The following is a 19,072-nucleotide window of genomic DNA, read 5'->3' on the forward strand; positions in this document are numbered from 1 at the left end:
CGGTGAACCGGGCGGGCGGCGCGCCAATGCGCCGTCCTACCGCATGGATCGCATGGAGGCAGGCAGATGGCAGTGGACTACACGACACATGACGGCGTGGCCGTCATCACGCTGAACAATCCTCCCGTCAACGGCCTCGGCCTGTCGACGCGAGCCGGAATCGTCGAAGGGATCGAGCGCGCGCAGAACGATCCGGCCATCAAGGCCATCGTGCTGACTGGAGCGGGCAAGGCCTTCTCGGGCGGCGCCGACATCACCGAATTCAATACACCGAAAGCCACTCAGGAGCCGACGCTCGCCACGGTCATCAAGGCCGTGGAAGGCAGCGCGAAGCCGGTGGTCGCGGCCATTCACAGCGTGGCGATGGGCGGCGGCCTGGAACTGGCGCTCGGCGCGCACTACCGCATCGCGGCGCCCGGCGCGCAGATCGCGCTGCCGGAAGTGAAGCTCGGCATCCTGCCTGGCGCGGGCGGCACGCAGCGCCTGCCGCGCGCGATAGGCCTCGAAGCCGCGCTCAACATGATCGTGTCGGGCGCGCCGGTGATGTCCGAGAAACTCGCCGACTCGGGTCTGTTCGACGAAGTCGTGCAAGGCGATCTGGCCGAAGCCGCGCTCGCGTTTGCCCGCAAGGTAGGCGCGCAGGCAGGTCCGCATCCGAAGGTGCGCGACCGCAAGATCGAGCATCCGAATGCAGCCGGTTTCATCCAGTTCGCGCGTAACACCGTTGCCGCGATGGCCAAGAATTTCCCCGCGCCGGGCAAGTGTATCGATGCCGTGGAAGCCGGCGTACAGAACGGTTTCGACAAGGGTCTCGCATTCGAGCGCGAATGCTTTATCGCCCTCGTGCAGACGCCGGAAAGCCGCGCGCTGCGTCATGCGTTCTTCGGCGAACGCGCGGCGAGCAAGATTCCCGACGTGCCGTCGGACACTGTTGTTCGCGACATCAGGCAGGTGGCCGTGATCGGCGCCGGCACGATGGGCGGCGGCATCGCGATGAACTTCATCAACGCGGGCATTCCGGTCACGCTGCTGGAAACCAAACAGGAAGCGCTCGACCGCGGCCTCGCCACGATCCGCAAGAACTACGAAGCAACCGTCAAGAAGGGCAAGCTCAAGCCCGAGGCACTCGAACAGCGCATGGCGCTCATCACGCCCACGCTCTCCTATGACGACCTGAAAAACGCCGATCTGATCGTCGAAGCCGTGTTCGAAGAACTCGGCGTGAAAGAGCAGGTATTCAAGCGTCTCGACGAGGTGGCCAAAGCCGGCGCGATTCTCGCGTCGAACACCTCCACGCTCGATGTCGACAAGATCGCGGCCTTCACGAAGCGTCCGCAGGACGTGGTCGGCATGCACTTCTTCAGCCCGGCCAACGTGATGAAGCTGCTCGAAGTGGTGCGCGGCAAGGAGACGGCGAAAGACGTGCTCGCCACCGTCATGCAGCTCGCCAAGAAGATCAAGAAGACCGCCGTGGTGTCGGGCGTGTGCGACGGCTTCATCGGCAATCGCATGATCGAGCAGTACATCCGCCAGGCCCTCTTCATGCTCGAAGAAGGCGCGCTGCCCGCGCAGGTCGATCGCGCGATCGAGAAGTTCGGTTTCGCCATGGGTCCGTTCCGCATGAGCGACCTCGCCGGCAACGATATCGGCTGGGCGATCCGCAAGCGCCGCTATCTCGAGCACCCCGACATGCATTATTCGAAGATCGCCGACCGTCTATGCGAGACGGGGCGCTTCGGTCAGAAGACCGGCGGCGGCTGGTACGACTACAAGGCGGGCGACCGTACCGCGTATCCGTCGAAGGTGGTCGACGACATGATCGGCGCGTTCTCGAAGGAAGCCAACGTCGAGCGCCGCAAGATCGGCGACGAGGAAATCGTCGAGCGTCTCGTGTTCGCGCTGGTGAACGAAGGCGCGAAGATTCTCGAGGAAGGCATTGCGTCGAAAGCGTCGGACATCGACATGGTCTATCTGACCGGCTACGGGTTCCCGCTCCATCGCGGCGGTCCGATGCTGTACGCGGACACGGTCGGGCTCTACAACGTGGAGCGTGCGATCCGCCGCTACGCGGCGCGCACCAACGGCGACGCATGGCAACTGGCGACCAGTATTGCCGAGCTCGCGGCCAAGGGCCAGGGGTTTAACGGCTGAGCGCCTGAGTGACATGACCAGGGTGGCGCGGCCAGGCGTTTCGCCGGCGCGCCGCTATCGACATCTGCAAGCAGCAACCAATTTGCGTGGGACGGGAGCGAGCTTAAAAGCGCCAACTCCCGTCGACTGGAGACTTACATGACTGACGCCGTAATCGTATCGACCGCCCGTACGGGCCTCGCCAAATCATGGCGCGGCGGTTTCAACATGACGCACGGCGCGACGCTCGGCGGCCACGTGACGCAGGCCGCCGTCGAGCGCGCGAAGCTCGACCCGGCGCGCGTCGAAGACGTGATCATGGGCTGCGCCAATCCGGAAGGGGCAACGGGCGCGAACATCGCGCGCCAGATCGCGTTGCGCGCCGGGCTGCCGGTCAGCGTGCCGGGCATGACGGTGAACCGCTTCTGTTCGTCGGGATTGCAAACTATTGCGCTGGCCGCGCAACGCGTGATCGCCGGTGAAGGCGACGTGTTCGTAGCGGGTGGGGTGGAGTCGATCTCGTGCGTGCAGAACGAGATGAACCGCCACATGATGACCGAAGGCTGGCTCATGCAGCACAAGCCGGAAATTTACTGGTCGATGCTGCAGACCGCGGAGAACGTGGCAAAGCGCTATTCGATCTCGAAGGAGCGCCAGGACGAATACGGCGTGCGCTCGCAGCAGCGCGCCGCGGCCGCGCTCGAAGCCGGCCGGTTCAAGAACGAGATCGTGCCGTTGACGGTGCTCGCCGGCGTCGCCGACAAAGCGACCGGCCGCTTGTTCACGAAAGAAGTGACCGTCAGTAGCGACGAAGGCATTCGCGCCGATACGACGCTCGAAGGCGTGTCGAAGATCCGCACCGCGATGCCGGGCGGCGTGATCACCGCCGGCAATGCGAGCCAGTTTTCGGACGGCGCGTCGGCCTGCGTGGTGATGAACGCCAAGGTGGCGGAGCGCGAAGGCCTGCAACCGCTCGGCATTTTCCGCGGGTTCGCGGTGGCCGGTTGCGAGCCGGACGAGATGGGCATCGGCCCGGTGTTCGCGGTGCCGAAGCTGCTCAAGCAGGCCGGGTTGAAGGTCGAGGATATCGACCTGTGGGAACTGAACGAAGCGTTCGCCGTGCAGGTGCTGTATTGCGCCGACACGCTCGGCATTCCGCATGACCGCCTGAACGTGAACGGCGGCGCGATCGCGGTCGGCCATCCGTATGGCGTATCGGGCGCGCGCCTGACCGGCCATGCGCTGATCGAAGGCAAGCGGCGCGGCGCGAAGCTGGTTGTCGTGACGATGTGTATCGGCGGCGGCCAGGGCGCGGCGGGTCTGTTCGAAGTGGTCTGAGCGCCGCGGGCGCTACTGCCTGGTATTACTGCCGGGTATTACTGCGACACCAGGCCGGGCGACGGCAGGCTCAAGGTGCCCTGATCGACGAAGCGCGTCGTGCCGGTCAGGCCGCCCGCGAGCTTGCCGCGCAGAATGTACGGAATCTGTCCTGACTGCGCGGCACCCGCGAAAGCGAAGGCCTGGCGAACCGCGGCGAAGGCGGGCACCGTCAGCGGCACGTTCACCACGGTTTCGCCGAAGCGCGGCACGTTGCCGCTCTGGTCGCTCACCCCGCTCGCGAACGGCTTGCCGTTCAGTTCGAGATCGAGCGAGACGCCGTTGAAGCTGACCGCGGAATCATTGGGATTCTGCACGCGCAGTTTGACGTTGAAGCGCATTTCGAGGCCCTGGCTGTCGATCGGCTCGATGCCCGCCACGTTCACGCGCAACGGATCGCTGCCAAACAGCGCGCAACCGTTGAGCGTCAGCGCGACAATGGCAACGATGACGGCGAGGCCTGCGGAACGGCGGGAGAGCAGCGCGCGGAACAAGGACATGACCGGCACCTCGAAAAAAGGGTTGGTTCACGCATTGTACCGGCGAGCGTAGTGGGAAGAGAGCGGTTTTAAACAGGGCCTCGCAACCGCGTTTTGACGAGGCCGGCCAGGTGGTGCAGATAGTGCGCGGCTTGATGGAGCAGATGGTGACCGACCGGTCCAACGCGGCATGGTTGCACGACGAACGCGGCAGCGCACGCGTGCGTGGCGGTGATCGTCACAATGCCGCGTTGCGGCATCACGAAACGCTCGCCTTCGAGCAGCGTGACCGACGTCGCGGGTACGGCCTCGCCCAGCCAGGCAAGCGAGTGATCGCGAAAGTCGAGTTGCAGATCGCCTTCGACGGCCACGATCGCGGTGTGGGCGCGCAAGTCCCGCATGGTCACCTGACCGGCGGGCAGGCGCGCGGCGGCATGACGGGATTCACCGGCGCGGGTTTGACACTCAGACTGAAACGCAGACATGACCGATTCCTTTCAACCGTTTACATGTCGTCCAGCTTATTGAGTCCGCTCACGTGAAAACAGCCGCAGTGCTCGACAATCTGAACCGGTGCAGTGAGGCATTTTCGTGCGCTGTATCGGTTGGAATCTCGCCGATGTGTATCTGTCGCGCGAGGCGAACTGTCCGCACCATCGGACCATGACTCCTATCACCCAACTCCATCCGAACGGCGAGGCGCCGCCCGCGGAGCGGCTGCCGGACAGCCAGCCGCTGTACCGGCAACTGGCCGATCACTACCGCCGCGCGATTGGCAGCGGCGTGCTGCGCCCCGGCGACCGCATGCCGTCCATGCGCGCTTTCATGCAGCGGCACGGCGTGAGTCTGGCAACGGCGACGGAGAGCTATCGCGTGCTCGAGCGCGACGCGCTGATCGACGCCCGCCCACGCGCCGGCTACTTCGTGCGGGTGCCGCCGGCGGCCGGCTTGCCCGCCGCGGCCGAGCCCGATCTGGCGGTGCCGCCGGGCGCTGCGCAGTTCGTCGGCATTCACTCGGTGATTTCGTCGATCGTGTCGACCTTCCAGCGCTATCCCGATGCGTTGAATCTGGGCGGCGCGACCGCCTCGCCTGATCTCTATCCCACGGAGGCGTTGCAGAAAGCCGCGCTGCGCGCGTTGCGCAGGCGTCCCACGTTGCTGACCGCCGCCGGTCACGACCAGGGCGATCCGGAGTTGCGCGCAGTCATTGCGCGCCGTGCGCTCGACGCCGGCATTCATATCGGCGCCGACGACCTCATCATGACCCACGGCGGTATCGAAGCCGTGAATCTGGCGCTGCGCGCGGTGACGCAGCCCGGCGACACCGTCGCGGTCGAGTCACCGTGCTTTTTCGGCCTGCTGCAGGCGCTCGAAAGCCTCGGTCTGCGCGCGCTCGAGATTCCCGCCAGTCCGAGTACCGGCCTCGCCATCGACGCGCTGGCGTTCGCGCTGCAAACGCATCCCGACATCAAGGCCGTGGTGGCGGTGCCGAATCTGCAGAACCCGCTGGGCACTGTGATGCCCGACGCCCACAAGGCGCGGCTTGTCGAGCTGTGCGCGCAAGCCGGCGTAGCGCTGATCGAGGACGATCCGTACCGCGAACTCGCCGACGCCGCACAGCCGCCCAAATCGCTGAAGGCCTGGGACACCGACGGCACGGTGATCCATTGCACGTCGTTCAACAAGACGCTGGCGCCGGGCATGCGGGTGGGCTGGATCAACGGCGGCCGCTGGCATCCGCGCATCGGCATGCTGAAGTTCGCGCAGTCGCGGCATAACGAGCAACTGTCGCAGGTCGTGCTGGGCGAGTTCCTCGCCACCAACGCCTATGAGCGACACTTGCGGCGTTTGCGCGACCGGCTGCGGATTCAACGCGAACGGATGGCGGCAGCGATTGCCACCTCGTTTCCTGACGGCACGCGCTTCACGCCGCCGGGCGGCGGGATGTTTTTCTGGATCGGGTTGCCGCGTGGGACGTCGTCGGCGGCGCTCTTCGAGGCCGCGCTGAAGGAAGGCATTCGCATCATGCCGGGGACGGTGTTTTCGAATAGCGGACGTTTCGATCACTTCATCCGGCTGAGTTGTCCGAGTACGGATATGGATCTGGCCGATGAAGCGGTGCGCAAGTTAGGGCGGCTGGCTGGGCGGATCGCTATGTAAACAGAGTGAGAGCGGCATGGGTCTGGCCGGGCCAGGGTTCGGCGCGGTGCAGACGGGAATGCCGCTTGTCGCCATACCGGCGCCCAGGCCTTGAAGCCTTGTTGTAGGCCCGTTCTGATACCATTTCGCCTCTTGGCGGAGCTAATAGATGTCAGTAAAAGAAGGCAGTTCAAACGGATTTATCGAGCGACTCGAGTCGCTGCGCGGCGTCGCGGCGCTGTGGGTGGCGGTTGGCCACTCGATGATCTGGCTGGTGATCGGATCAGAGACGGCAATCTGGTCAAAGCGGGTGTGGGAAGTGCACGGCGTTCAGGCCAATCTGGCCCGTGCGCTCATTACGTTTTTCAGCGGCGCAGCCGCGGTCGATATCTTCTTCGTGCTGAGCGGATTCGTGCTCGCCAGGTCGCTTGCCGGTGCGGTGCTGAACCCGGCTAGCTACGTGCAGTTCGTCGTCAGGCGGCTGTTTCGTATCATTCCGGCATTCTGGTTTTCGCTGCTGGTGGTGTTGTTGTATCTCACCGTGCTCTATCCAGGCCACGCGGTGATGCCCGGCGCGTCCGAGTGGTTCAACCACTGGTACGCGGATCCGCTGTCGGTCAAGGCGGTCCTGGAGAACGCGACCTTCGTGTCGCCGTGGCTGAATCCGAACGCCTGGACGCTCAAGGTGGAAATCCTCGCGTCGCTCCTGCTGCCGTTGATCGTATGGTGCATCGGTGCCAAGGGCATGCAAGGCAGCGCGGCACGCAGCACGCTGGTGCTGGTGGGAACCGCGGCGCTCGCCTGGTTCTATCGGGACGCGCCGTCCGATCTGGCCCATTACGTATATATGTTCGTGGTCGGCGCGCTGGTCGCGAGGCACGGCGGCGCCGTGCGTCAAGGCCTGCTCGAAAGCAACGTCTTTGTGGTGGGCTGCGTAATGCTGGTTGTTCTAGCCAGCGCGTGTTATCCGCTCATTCATCCGTTGTACGCCGACGTCATGGTGGTGGCCGGCAGCGCGGGGATCATCTGCGCGCTTAGCCGCGGCAGTCAGGCCAAGGCGCTGGCTATCCTCGGCACGGGCTGGGCCCGTTTTCTCGGGCGGATTTCCTATAGCTTCTACCTGCTGCACTTTATCGCGCTCTACGCGACCGGCACCGTGCTGCTGCATCTTCTCCCCAGCGAGATCGTGATTCGCTGGCCGCTCGCGGTGATGGTCGCCGGCTGCCTGATTTCCATCGCGTTGGCGGTGCCGCTCGCGTTGTTGGCGTTCAACTGGGTCGAAAAACCGTTCACGCTGATTGGCCGCCGGGTGAGCATAATGCAAGCGGGCGTCGTCAGGCAGTGATCGGCAGGTAAGCGGCGAGTATTTGGCAAGTAAGCGGCGAGTAAGCGGCGCGGGCGCACTTGCACGGCACCGGCACGGTGTGCGGCACGTACAGTGCGCGCATGTATCGACCACCCAATCTGAAACCAGCCATGACCGATTCACCTTCATCCAAAGCGGGCAATGCGTCCTTGCCCGAGAGCCCGTTTGTCGACCGGCTCGGCGCGCAATTGCTGTCCGCCGCAGACGGCGTCAGCGAAGTCTCGCTGCCCTTGCAGCCGGATCATATGAACACATGGGCCGTCGCTCACGGCGGCGTCACCATGACGCTCGCCGACGTCGCGCTCGCGATGGCCGCGCGCAGTCTGGCCGGTGACGGCGTGGGCGTGGTGACCGTGGAAATGAAGGTCAATTTCATGCAGCCGGGCCGCGGCGAATTGCGCGCGACCGGCCGCGTGCTGCACCGCTCGACCACCATGGCCTATTGCGAAGGCGAGATCCGCGACAGCGAAGGCCACTTCGTCGCCAAGGCGCTCGGCACGTTCAAATACATGCGGCGCCTTGCCGTGGGCCGCGAGGTGACGCAGCAGCGCTTGCGCAGCGATCCGTCGGCGAAGCCGGGTCCTAGCGACGGCTGACCGTCACATCAGCGGTGCGCGCGGAGGAGAGCCGCGCGCGGCGCTTTCTGCTTAAGCGCACGCCAGTCGCATCAGGCGCATCAGTCAAATTATTCGCCGATTCAATCGGCCACTCATGGAGACGACCGTCATGCCCCAGATCAACCGTCAACTCGTGCTGGCTTCGCGTCCGCAAGGCGCGGTGACACCAGATAATTTCCGGCTCGTCGAAACACCGCTGGCCCCGCTCGCGGACGGCGAACTGCGCGTGCGTAATCACTTCCTGTCGCTCGATCCGTACATGCGCGGCCGCATGAACGACAGCAAGTCGTACGCCGCGCCGCAGCCTCTCGACGAAGTGATGATCGGCGGCACGGTCGGCGAAGTGGTGGAGTCAAAGAATCCGAAGTTCGCGGTTGGCGACAAGGTCGTCGCGATGTTCGGCTGGCAGGAATACGGCACCTCGAACGGCGCGGGCGTGCAGAAAGTCGACGATACGCATGTGCCGCTGTCGGCCTATCTCGGTCCGGTCGGCATGCCGGGCGTTACGGCGTGGTACGGGCTGAACCGCATCATCGCACCGAAGGCGGGTGAGACGGTGGTGGTGAGCGCGGCGAGCGGAGCGGTGGGCAGCGTGGTCGGTCAGTTGGCGAAGCTGGCCGGTGCGCGCGCGGTCGGGATTGCGGGCGGCGCCGACAAGTGCCGCTACGTGACCGAGACACTCGGCTTCGATGCCTGTGTCGACTACAAGGCCGGCAATCTCTACCAGGACCTCAAGGCCGTGACGCCGAACGGCGTGGACGGCTACTTCGAAAACGTCGGCGGCGAAGTGCTCGACGTCACGCTCGCGCGCATGAACGCGTTCGGCCGGATCGCGCTGTGCGGGTTTATCGCGGGCTACGACGGCCAGCCGATGCCGCTCAAACATCCATCGCTGATGCTGACGCAGCGCCTGCTCGTGCAGGGCTTTATCGTCAGCGAACATATGGAAGTGTGGCCCGAAGCGCTCAAGCAGCTCGGCACGCTGGTCGCGCAGAAGAAGCTGCAATATCGCGAGACCATCGCGCAGGGGCTCGACGCGGCGCCCGAGGCATTCATCGGACTGCTCAAGGGCAAGAACTTCGGCAAGCAGCTCGTCAAGCTGATCTGAGCGGGCAGTCTTCAAGAAACGCGCGGGTAAATAAAGCGCAAATAAAACGCAAATAAGCGGTCCCTTCAGGAGTCGCACGATGTTCGAATTCGCAGGCAAGGTAGCGGTGATCACCGGCGCGGCAAGTGGCTTCGGCCGCGCGTTCGCGCAGAAGGGTGCGTCGCTCGGCATGAAGCTCGTGCTGGCCGACGTCAATCCCGAGGTGCTCGCGCAAACCGTCGATGCGTTGCGCGCCGCCGGTGCCGAGGCGATCGGCGTGCCGACCGACGTGTCCAGCGCGGCCCAGGTCGACGCGCTCGCCCAGGCGGCGCTCGATGCGTATGGCCGCGTGCATCTGCTGTTCAACAACGCGGGCGTGGGTTCGAGCGGCTTCCTGTGGGAAAGCTCGGCGAACGACTGGTCGTGGGTGTTCGGCGTGAACGTGATGGGCGTCGCGCACGGCGTGCGCGCGTTCACGCCGATCATGCTGGCGCAGAACGAACCGGCGCATATCGTCAACACGGCGTCGGTCGCGGGCTTGCTGTCGCCGCCCGCGATGGGCGTGTACAACGCGTCGAAGCACGCCGTGGTGTCGCTCACCGAGACGCTTTATCACGACCTGCAACTGGCGCAGGCTGCTCAGTCGGGCACGCAGGGCGGCCTCGTCGGCTGCTCGCTGCTGTGCCCGGCCTTCGTGCCGACCGGCATCGCCGATGCGGAACGCTCGCGTCCCGCGGAGCTGCGCAACGACCGCGCGCCGACGCGCTCGCAGATTGCGGCGGGCAAGCAACTGCAGCGCGCGGTGCAAGCAGGCAAGCTGAGCGCCGACGATGTCGCCGAGATCACCTTCGAAGCGATCGCCGCGCGGCGGTTTTACATCGTCACGCATCCGGGCATCATGGAGAGCGTCAAGCTGCGTCACGAAGACATCGAGCAGTTGCGCAATCCCGTCGATCCCATGTCGCTGAAGCCGGAAGTGAAGAACGCGAACTGAACGCAAGTTAAGCACGCGCGGATCCGCTCGCGCGCTGTCCAACCTTTGGCGCCCAGGCGCCAGCCGACGCACCATGCCGCTGAATCCGAAGATCGAGCAGATGCTCGACATGATCGCGCGGGCGAAGCGCCCGCAGCTTCATGAATTGACCGCGCAAGACGCGCGCGTCTCCTACGAAAAAAGCGCGCCGATTCTGGAGATCGCAAGCGCGCCGATGTTCGCCGCCGACGATCTGCGCATTCCGATCCGCGATGGCGCGACGCTACGCGCGCGTCTTTATCAGCCGGTCGAGCCGAGCTGGGCGGAACCCGCACCGGCGCTGGTGTATTACCACGGCGGCGGATTCACGGTGGGCAGCGTCGACACGCACGATGCGCTGTGCCGGATGTTCGCGCGCGACGGCCGCTGCATGGTGCTGTCGGTCGATTACCGGCTCGCGCCGGAGTACAAATTCCCCACCGCCGTCGAAGATGCATTCGACGCCTTGAGCTGGCTGCACCAGCACGCCGCGGAATACGGCGTGGACCCGGCACGGCTCGCGGTAGGCGGCGATAGCGCGGGCGGCACGCTGGCCACGGTCTGCGCGGTGCTCGCGCGGGATGCCGGCATTGCGCTGGCGTTGCAATTGCTGATTTATCCTGGCACGACCGGCTACCAGCAGACCGATTCGCACACGCGTCTCGCCGACGGCTTTCTGCTCGCGGGCGATACGATTCAATGGTTTTTCGAGCACTACGTGCGCGATGCAAGCGATCGCGACGACTGGCGTTTCGCGCCGCTCGACGGACGCCGCGGCGAGCCCGGTTTCCGCGGCGTGGCGCGGGCATGGATCGCGACTGCGGAATACGATCCGTTGAGCGATGAAGGCGAAGCCTACGCGGAGAAATTGCGCGCGCAGGGCAACGCCGTGACGCTCAGGCGCTACCCTGGCATGATCCATGAGTTTTTCAAGCTGGGCGGCTTCGTACCCGAGGTTGCCGAGGCGCATGCGGATGCCGCCGCGGCGCTGCGCGCGGCGTTCGGCACGGACTAGGTGTGTCGTTTCGCCCCGACGCCACTAGGTTTCCGGAACAAAAAACGCATTGGACGGCATTTCTGACAGAACTGCGGTCGTACACGTTTTCAGCAGCCGCGAATTGGCGATCTTGTCGGGACTGGATATGTCGATGTGGCGCTGTCGTTCAAGGGCGCGCAAAAAATCCGCCTTCAACTCCTCGTCGTAAGCCCCGCGCTGTTCGACTTTGTGGCGTATCGCTTCAAGGTCGTACTCGAGTGCCTGATAAGCAGCGATCGTCGTTTCGTATGCTTTAAGCGTTTTTCTGAACTGGGTCGCCGGCCGGATCGCTGCAACGAAGGCGGCAAACGTCCCGAGACCTTGCCAGACGTGTTTGCCGATGTCCGTTTTGAAGAACCACAGGCCGGCGACCGCCGATGTGGGGGCCGCGATGACGAGCGCCAGGTCCATAGCCATATCCAAATGTTCGAGACGGCGCAGTCGTTCGCTGTAGTATCGAACATTAAGCCGAGCAGTGCGAAGCTTGTCATACACCGCCCAGACTGGATGGTTCTCGCGTTTCATAGTCCCCCCGTACACGTGCGGAGCAAAACAATGATAGTCAAGAAACACAGCACAGGCATGCTCGTATTGCTGACTGCGCTGTCTTGCTCGTCGTCTCTAACCGCGGCTGCAACGCCCGAAACGGCCACACCTGCATCAGGCCGCGCGACGGCGACGCCGAAGGCGAGCGCACCGATCCCGTCGAGCGCCGCCTCGAACCCGGACAAGGGGGATGCACCGGCCGGTACACGCAGCCTCGTTCCGGATAGCCCACGTCCCAGCGTCGATCCTACGCAGCCCTGGCCGCGATCCGGAGCCGTTGACCAATCCAAGTAAGGTCTCGACAGGCGACAGCGGCGGCGACCCGGCAATCCCAATTGCCTTGCGGCCTTTGTGGCTTGAATCCGTACTATCTTGCTGCTTCAATAAAAGCTTGAGTAAAGCGGCCGACGATCGCTTACATCACGAAGCCGAACCAGTCCTATGAAAACAGGGGCATGGATATGCGCTGCCGTTGGCTGGCCGTTTTGAGTTCGCTGATCCCCCTGATGCTGGCGGGGCTGCCGTGTGCATCGGGCGGGGCGTCGCCGACGGCCCAACCCGGTGATTCCCCGGTTTCGTCGGCGGCCACGCCAGCGGCTGGCCGGTCTCCCGAACAACAGGCGGTGCTGGACCACGAACAGGTGGTGCGCAATCAACTGAACGACACGACCGATGGCGATGCGCGTTTTGCGTTGCTCGATGGTCTGTCGTCTGATTATTTCCGTGTGGGGATGGTGGCCGATTCGATGCGGGTGCGCGAGGAGATCGTCAATGACTCGCGCATTCCGGCAGGCCGGCGCTCACTCACGGCCTCGTATCTAGCCGGAGGCTACGCCGTCTCCAACGACTACGCGCACAGCGAGCGCCTGCTTGAACGCGCGAAGGCGCTCGCGCGCGACGCGACGCCGGCGGAACTCGAGACGTTGCCGCGCGAGCCATCCTATGCATACTTCGGGGCCGAAGCGGAACTCGACCGCCGGCATCGGAGCCGGCATGATCTCGCGCTGCTCAAGCGCCGGGAGAGCGAGGCGCTTGCCTGGCGCAACCTCAATGACCCGGCGCTTAGCGTCAGGCGGCATCAGGCCGCGGTCAACGAGTTGCTCGACAACTCCCCCGAATTGATCCGCGAGATGGTGCAGACCAATCACCGGACCGAGGCGTTGAGCTACGCGAACGAGATACGTTGGGACGTCGACAATCGGTCCGACATGAAGCTGAGTCCCACCCAGCGTGCGGAAGTTGATCTTGGGCGGGCGATCGCGTTGTCGTCGAACGACGACTACGACGGCGCGCTCGCGGCAATCAACGCCACCATTGACGGCCTCCGGCGCGCGAACGTCGCACCGTACTCGGGCATATTCGCCGAGGCGCTGCGCCAGCGTTTGATGATTGCGCTCGCGCTAGGGCGCATCGGCGACTACCAGGCGGACGCCGATGGCTTCGAATATGCGGCCAGTATTAACCCCGTCGTGGCACATACCTTGCCTGCCAGCGAACGTGATTCGCTGATTCTTGCCGCGCGCGGACGCTGGAAGGATGCCCAAACGCGGATCGCGGCCGCGATGGCGGGGGACCTGCGCAACTACGGGCCAGATAGCCCGTTTTACAAGTACAAGGCCGCAATGCAGATGCTGTACCGGCTGGAAGATCCTGCCACGCAGGTTAGCGAGTCGGAGATCGCCAGCTATGTCAAGCCGCTCGTTAGCTCGCAGGACGATTGGGGCGACTCGGGTACACGGGGTGCCTACGACGAAGACGGCGCGCTGGCCCTTTCGATGAGCCGAGCGATGAACGAGGGTGGCGAAGGGCAAGTCCTCGCGTTTCAGATCGCCGAGCTGTTCCATATGAACGCAACCCAAGGCGCGATGGTCGATGGCGCCGCGCGCCTCGCGGCCACGACGCCAGGGTTGCGCGCGCTGATCGAACAGGAGCAGTCGCTGCGCTACGAGCGCAACACCGCGCACGTAGCACTCGCACGCGCGACGAACCGGCTCGAGCAGTCGCAAAAGGACGACAAAAACCAGCTGCAGCAGAATCTCGCCAGTAAGGATGTCGAGCAGGAAGAGAAGGCCATCAAGGCCGTCAACGGGAAGCTGGCCAGCCTGCGCCAGCAGATCGACTCGCAATTTCCCCTCTATCGCCAACTCGTGTCGCCGGACATCCCGACACCCGACGCCCTCGGCAAGGTGCTGCACGAGGGCGAGGTCTACGTGGATTTCTACGCTGGGCGCGACGCCAGCTACGCGTTCGTGGTGCGTCCGGGTGGAGCCTTTCGCGCAGTTCGCCTGGCGGCGACTCGCGCCGCGCCCACAAAGCAGGTGGTGGCATTGCGAGCCGGCTTCGATGCAGGGGTGCCGCCGCAGCACCCGGGAGACCTGGCGGGGTTCAATCTGGGCGCAGCGGCAAGCCTGTACCAGGCGCTGATCGCACCGGTGCAGGACGACATTCGTGGGGCGTCGACGGTGTACATCGGGACGAGCGGGGTTCTCGCGAGCATCCCCTTCGACGTGCTGGCTACGAGTTCAGCGTCGAGCCTCGCGGACGCCCGTTGGTGGATCGGCACGGCAACGCCTGTGCGCATACCGAGCGCCTCTGCACTCGCGCTCGCACGTAGTCATCCGGCGACGCGCGCGAGCGAGCCGCTGATCGCTTTCGCCGATCCTGGTTTTGACGGCCGCGAGACGGGGGCCGTCAGTGTTCCAGCCGGCAACGTTGCCGCGCGCGCCTTTCCCGTCGACACTGGCGCACCTGCGTTCGACTATCATCGCGTGGCGCCGCTACCTGAGACGACGGCGGAAGCGCGCTCGATTGCCGGGGCGCTTGGCGCCTCTGACCAAAGCGTGATTCGGGGGATGCGGGCTTCGCGCAGCGAAGTCATGAAGAGAGACCTGTCGAACGATCGCGTCGTGCTGTTTGCTACACACGGCATCGTGGCGGGCGAAGTACCAGGATGGCGCAAGGCTGGTCTAGCGCTGGCCTACGAGGGAAGCGGACTGCCCGATTCCATTCTTACCGCCGACGACATCGTGACGTTGCGGCTGAACGCCGACTGGGTTGTTCTGTCCGCCTGCAATACGGGACTCGTCACCGGCACTGCGGGAGATGCGATCTCAGAACTGTCCCGTGCGTTTTTCGCGGCGGGCGCGCGTTCGATGCTCGTCACCCAGTGGGCAGTTGAATCGCGCTCGGCAACTGAGATCACGACCGGCGTATTCCGGATCTACGCTGACAATCCATCGCTGTCAAAGGCCGAGGCGCTCGCGCGCACAGAGCGCGACATGGCCAGCGGCAAGGACGGGGAGCTCTATCGCCACCCGTATTTTTGGGGCGCATATGTTCTCACCGGTGACGCGGCCCGCTGATCTCACACCGGGCGAATATCCCAAAGGATTGACACGGGCGCGGCCGGTGAGTGACTGAGGCGGTCAGTATGGCTAACCAAACCCCGGCCTTCGTCACGCCATCGCCGGTTCGATATTGAACGCGAAGCTGCGCTCGAAGTCTCCGGGCCGCGCGATCCGGTGCGAGCCATTGTCATCGCTGCGCTCCGCGATCGCCACGCTGATGACATCGCCGTGCGCGGCCACCCGCAGCGCGGTCGTGCCGCGCGTACCGTATTCCGGCGTTTCGATGAATGCCGCCGACAACGCCCGTTCGCGTTCGAGCGGAATGCCGGTGGCCGGCAGCTCGTCGTCGCGCGCTAGACGCGGATCGCGCATCAGATCGATCAGGTGTTCGAGCGGCGGCGTCGCCGTGCGCGCGAGCAGGGTGCCCAGTTCGGCGCGTTTTTTGACCAGCTTCGGCCACGCGGTATCGAGCACCGCGTTCGAGATGCCGTGCGTGCCGGGCGCGAGCAGCTCCGGCGCGCGCTCCGAGCGGTTGCAGTACCAGGCGAGTTCGCGGCGCGTCCAGTCGCCCACCAGCAGATTGAAACCGTTGTAGATGTCGCCGGTTTGCGCGACGTGCTGCAGATACGCGAGCGGCGTGCCGTGCGGGTTGCCGTTTGCGTCGCGCGCGGATCCGCTCAGCCAGTCGCTGACGAGCGTGCCGCGCGTCGGCGCGTCCGCGCGCATTTCGTGCGGCGCGCGGTAGTTGGTCAGCGCGGCGAACCGGCCGTCGCGCGACACGCCGAGCCACGTGCCGCCGCCCTGCAGATCGCGGCCCGCCAGCACCGCAGGCGCGTCATGCCACCAGCTGACCGGCTCAGCCGTCCTGCGAAAGAATTCGTCGCGATTCGCGGTGAGCGTGAAGAGCGGGCCGTCGACCGCGTCGGGTCGCCAGTCGAAGACGATCAGGCACATCGGGGGGCATCTCCCGGTGGTGGAGCGTTTCAGTTGAAGAGAACCGTAAAAAACGGCGCCTGATAGCGCCGCTTTCCATTGCATGAGGCGTTCAGACCTCGGTGGGCAAGCCGTAGGGCAGAGCGAGGAACCGCAGCGGCGGACCGTTGGCCGCGCCCAGATGCACCGAGCCGTTCTCCAGCGCCGCCAGTTTGATCTCGACCAGCAGATCGACGCCGCCTTCCGGTGCCGATGCCGCGTTCACCACCATGCCGCACGGCTGGCCCGGATCGTCCGAGTGGAACAGTTCCGCGCCGGCGCGCACCGTGTCCAGTTCGCCGGCCACGTTGGCGAGCGAGGTGCGCCGCTTGATCGTGCCGCGATACTGGCTGCGCGCCACCACTTCCTGGCCGGGGTAGCAGCCTTTGCGGAAATTCACCGCGCCGAGCACGTCGAAATTGACCATTTGCGGCACGAACTGCTCGACCACCGGCTGGGTGATACGCGGCTCGCCCGCGCGAATGTCGAGCCAGTCCCACACGGCCGGCGAGACGCGTTTGAGCTTGCCGTCGAGCGCGGGCAGTTGCGCCTCGATCAGCGCCTTCGGGCCGATCCACAGATAACGCAGGCGCCCGAGCGCGTCCGGCACGCGGATCAGCGAACCCGCCGTGCCGTCCACCTGCACGTGCACGCCGTCCGGCAGCGCGTCGAACACCGTGGAGAGTGCCTTGCGCACGTCGCCGGCAAAGCCCACCACCGCCAGTTCGCCGCTCGCATCCACGAGCTTGGCCTTGGCGCGCAGCACGAACATGGACAGCCGCTTCTGCACCGCGGCCTGCACGTCTTTCGACACCAGCAGACGGATCGTTTCGCCGCTGCGCCACGTCAGGAACGACGCCAGCAGGCGCCCCTTGGCCGAACAGTAGCCGGCCAGACGCGCATTGGCTGCGTCGAGGTGCTGGGTGTCGTTGGTCAGCTGGCCGTGCAGGAAGCTCGCGGCGTCGTCGCCGTTGACGTCGATCACGCCGAACTGCGTGAGCGGCATATAGGCGCCGTGCTGAATCACCGCGTCGAATTCATCGGCCGACGGGCGCGGCAGCGTAGGAAGCCCGGCGAGGGTGACGGGAGGGGCGGAGGCTGCCGTGGAGGCGGGGCCAGAGGGAATTCCTGAGGAGATGCCTGAAGCGGTAGCGAGCGGTGTGTTCATGGATTCCGGGAACAGTCAATTCTGACTTTGGCTAAGGCAAACAAGTATTATATGCAGTCCAACCCTGCCACGTTCCGCATGTCCCTTCTGAAGAAATGTTTGATCGCCGGCTCACTCGTCGTGGTGCTGGCCGCCGCCGCGATCGCCGGTGGCTACCACTGGGCCAATAGCCCGCTCGACCTGACCCCCGCGCAACTCGATGTCACCGTCAAGCCGCATAGCAGCCTGCGCAGCGTCACGTTGCAGCTCAATCGCGGCGGCGTGCCGGTCGAGCCGGAACTGTTCGTGCTCATGACACGGGTGCTGGGTCTGCAAAGCGAGCTCAAATCGGGCAATTACGAATTCAAGACCGGCGTGACGCCCTACGAGGTGCTGCAGAAAATCGCCCGCGGCGACGTCAACGAATACGTGGCGACCATCATCGAAGGGTGGACCTTCAAGCACATGCGCGCCGAGCTGGATGCCAATCCGGCGCTCAAACACGATACGGCCGGCATGAGCGACACCGATCTGATGATCGCGATCGGCGCGCCGGAGGCGCCGGTCGGCAACGGCGAGGGGCTGTTTTTCCCCGACACCTATCTGTTCGATAAGAACACCAGCGACCTCGATGTGTACCGCCGCGCCTACCGGCTGATGCAATTGCGTTTGAACGAAGCGTGGACCGCGCGCGCCGAACCTGCCGTACAAGACGCCGTACGACGCGCTGACCATGGCGTCGATCATCGAAAAGGAAACCGGCAAGCCGTCTGACCGGCCGATGGTGGCGGCGGTGTTCGCCAACCGTCTGCGCGTGGGCATGCCGCTGCAGACCGATCCGACCGTGATTTACGGCATGGGCGACAGCTACACCGGCCGAATCAGGAAAAAGGACCTGCAGACCGACACTCCCTACAATACCTACACCCGGATGGGCTTGCCGCCGACGCCCATTTCGCTGCCCGGGGTCGCGTCGCTGCAGGCGGCGCTGAACCCCGCGCAGAGCACCGCGCTGTACTTCGTGTCGCGCGGCGACGGCAGCAGTATCTTTTCCGACACTCTCGGCGATCACAACAAGGCCGTGGACAAATACATTCGAGGGCAATGATGGCGCGGGGCAAATTCATTACGTTTGAGGGCATCGATGGCGCGGGCAAGACCACCCATCTCGGCTGGTTCCGGGAGCGCCTCGAAGCAAAAGTCGCGAAGACCGGCCACGCGGTCGTCATGACGCGCGAGCCGGGCGGCACGCCGCTCGGCGAACAGGTCCGCGAGATCGTGCTGCATCAGAAAATGGACCTCGAAACCGAGGCGCTGCTGATGTTTGCGTTGCGCCGCCAGCATCTGGCCGACGTGATCGAGCCGGCGCTCGCGCGCGGCGACTGGGTGTTGTCGGACCGCTTCACCGACGCGACCTTTGCCTATCAGGGCGGTGGCCGCGGACTGCCGCGCGACAAGCTGGAAACGTTGGAGCGCTGGGTGCAGGGCGGTTTTCAGCCGGATCTGACGGTGCTGTTCGACCTCGCCCCCGAGATCGCCAACCAGCGCCGCAGCGCGGCGCGCGATCCGGACCGCTTCGAAAGCGAGTCGGCGGCGTTTTTCGACCGCACGCGCACGGAATATCTGCGCCGCGCCGAAGAAGCGCCATACCGATTCGCTATCATTGACTCCTCGCAAAGCATCGCGCAGATTCAGAGAAAACTTGAAGAATTGATTGCAATTCTTTGAATTTAAAAGAATATAACCCTGTTTTATAACGGTTGCAAAGCTAATGTTATGTCTCGCATAACGGCTTCAACCGATTGATTCAAAAGGGA

At 64.7% G+C, this 19,072-nt stretch carries 15 protein-coding genes and 1 pseudogene; 11 read left to right on the plus strand and 5 right to left on the minus strand.

Annotation, left to right across the window (positions count from 1 at the left end; all coding sequences use genetic code 11):
* Positions 1-66: 66 nt before the first annotated feature.
* Positions 67-2,151 (plus strand): 3-hydroxyacyl-CoA dehydrogenase NAD-binding domain-containing protein, encoded by a 2,085-nt coding sequence (locus A6V37_RS32710; RefSeq protein ID WP_064286752.1) that lies wholly within the window; start codon positions 67-69, stop codon positions 2,149-2,151.
* Between the two features lie 138 nt (positions 2,152-2,289).
* On the plus strand, positions 2,290-3,468 hold the full coding sequence (locus tag A6V37_RS32715; RefSeq protein ID WP_064270197.1) for an acetyl-CoA C-acyltransferase: 1,179 nt from the start codon (positions 2,290-2,292) through the stop codon (positions 3,466-3,468).
* A 38-nt stretch (positions 3,469-3,506) separates the two neighbouring features.
* Here A6V37_RS32715 and A6V37_RS32720 read toward each other — a convergent pair whose 3' ends face one another.
* A complete protein-coding gene (locus A6V37_RS32720; protein ID WP_064270198.1) occupies positions 3,507-4,007 on the minus strand; it encodes an LEA/WHy family protein in 501 nt (166 codons plus the stop codon).
* A gap of 68 nt (positions 4,008-4,075) precedes the next feature.
* A complete protein-coding gene (locus tag A6V37_RS32725) occupies positions 4,076-4,471 on the minus strand; it encodes a hypothetical protein (RefSeq protein ID WP_064270199.1) in 396 nt (131 codons plus the stop codon).
* Positions 4,472-4,649: 178 nt separating this feature from the next.
* Between A6V37_RS32725 and A6V37_RS32730 the strand changes: the two genes are divergently transcribed.
* From A6V37_RS32730 to A6V37_RS32755, 6 genes are all read left to right on the plus strand, one after another.
* Positions 4,650-6,146 (plus strand): aminotransferase-like domain-containing protein, encoded by a 1,497-nt coding sequence (locus A6V37_RS32730; protein WP_064270212.1) that lies wholly within the window; start codon positions 4,650-4,652, stop codon positions 6,144-6,146.
* Between the two features lie 148 nt (positions 6,147-6,294).
* Positions 6,295-7,470, plus strand: a complete 1,176-nt coding sequence (locus tag A6V37_RS32735; RefSeq protein ID WP_064270200.1) for an acyltransferase family protein — start codon at positions 6,295-6,297, stop codon at positions 7,468-7,470.
* Between the two features lie 131 nt (positions 7,471-7,601).
* On the plus strand, positions 7,602-8,087 hold the full coding sequence (locus tag A6V37_RS32740; RefSeq protein ID WP_064270201.1) for a PaaI family thioesterase: 486 nt from the start codon (positions 7,602-7,604) through the stop codon (positions 8,085-8,087).
* Positions 8,088-8,217: 130 nt separating this feature from the next.
* The gene (locus A6V37_RS32745) at positions 8,218-9,216 is read left to right on the plus strand and encodes an NADP-dependent oxidoreductase (protein ID WP_064286753.1); all 999 of its coding nucleotides are present in this window, start codon (positions 8,218-8,220) and stop codon (positions 9,214-9,216) included.
* Positions 9,217-9,295: 79 nt separating this feature from the next.
* Complete coding sequence (locus tag A6V37_RS32750; protein WP_064270203.1) at positions 9,296-10,189, plus strand: SDR family oxidoreductase; 894 nt, start codon at positions 9,296-9,298, stop codon at positions 10,187-10,189.
* A 73-nt stretch (positions 10,190-10,262) separates the two neighbouring features.
* The gene (locus A6V37_RS32755) at positions 10,263-11,222 is read left to right on the plus strand and encodes an alpha/beta hydrolase (RefSeq protein WP_064270204.1); all 960 of its coding nucleotides are present in this window, start codon (positions 10,263-10,265) and stop codon (positions 11,220-11,222) included.
* A 24-nt stretch (positions 11,223-11,246) separates the two neighbouring features.
* On the opposite strand, the gene A6V37_RS32760 is transcribed toward A6V37_RS32755, so the two are convergent.
* A complete protein-coding gene (locus A6V37_RS32760; RefSeq protein ID WP_131799909.1) occupies positions 11,247-11,768 on the minus strand; it encodes a hypothetical protein in 522 nt (173 codons plus the stop codon).
* A 476-nt stretch (positions 11,769-12,244) separates the two neighbouring features.
* Between A6V37_RS32760 and A6V37_RS32770 the strand changes: the two genes are divergently transcribed.
* Complete coding sequence (locus tag A6V37_RS32770) at positions 12,245-15,151, plus strand: CHAT domain-containing protein (protein WP_064286754.1); 2,907 nt, start codon at positions 12,245-12,247, stop codon at positions 15,149-15,151.
* A gap of 93 nt (positions 15,152-15,244) precedes the next feature.
* Here A6V37_RS32770 and A6V37_RS32775 read toward each other — a convergent pair whose 3' ends face one another.
* Positions 15,245-16,090, minus strand: a complete 846-nt coding sequence (locus tag A6V37_RS32775; RefSeq protein ID WP_064286755.1) for an NRDE family protein — start codon at positions 16,088-16,090, stop codon at positions 15,245-15,247.
* Between the two features lie 91 nt (positions 16,091-16,181).
* A complete protein-coding gene (gene ygfZ, locus A6V37_RS32780) occupies positions 16,182-17,276 on the minus strand; it encodes a CAF17-like 4Fe-4S cluster assembly/insertion protein YgfZ (protein WP_064270209.1) in 1,095 nt (364 codons plus the stop codon).
* 78 nt (positions 17,277-17,354) lie between these two features.
* Here ygfZ and mltG point away from each other — a divergent pair.
* Both mltG and tmk read left to right on the plus strand, forming a co-directional pair.
* Positions 17,355-18,363: pseudogene (mltG, locus tag A6V37_RS32785) on the plus strand (endolytic transglycosylase MltG).
* Entirely contained in the window at positions 18,363-18,983 is a 621-nt protein-coding gene (gene tmk / locus A6V37_RS32790; protein WP_064270210.1) for a dTMP kinase, read from the plus strand. Before mltG ends, tmk begins: the two are co-directional and overlap by 1 nt.
* Positions 18,984-19,072: the final 89 nt, after the last annotated feature.

It is taken from the genome of Paraburkholderia ginsengiterrae, from assembly GCF_001645125.1.
Classification (GTDB): domain Bacteria; phylum Pseudomonadota; class Gammaproteobacteria; order Burkholderiales; family Burkholderiaceae; genus Paraburkholderia; species Paraburkholderia ginsengiterrae.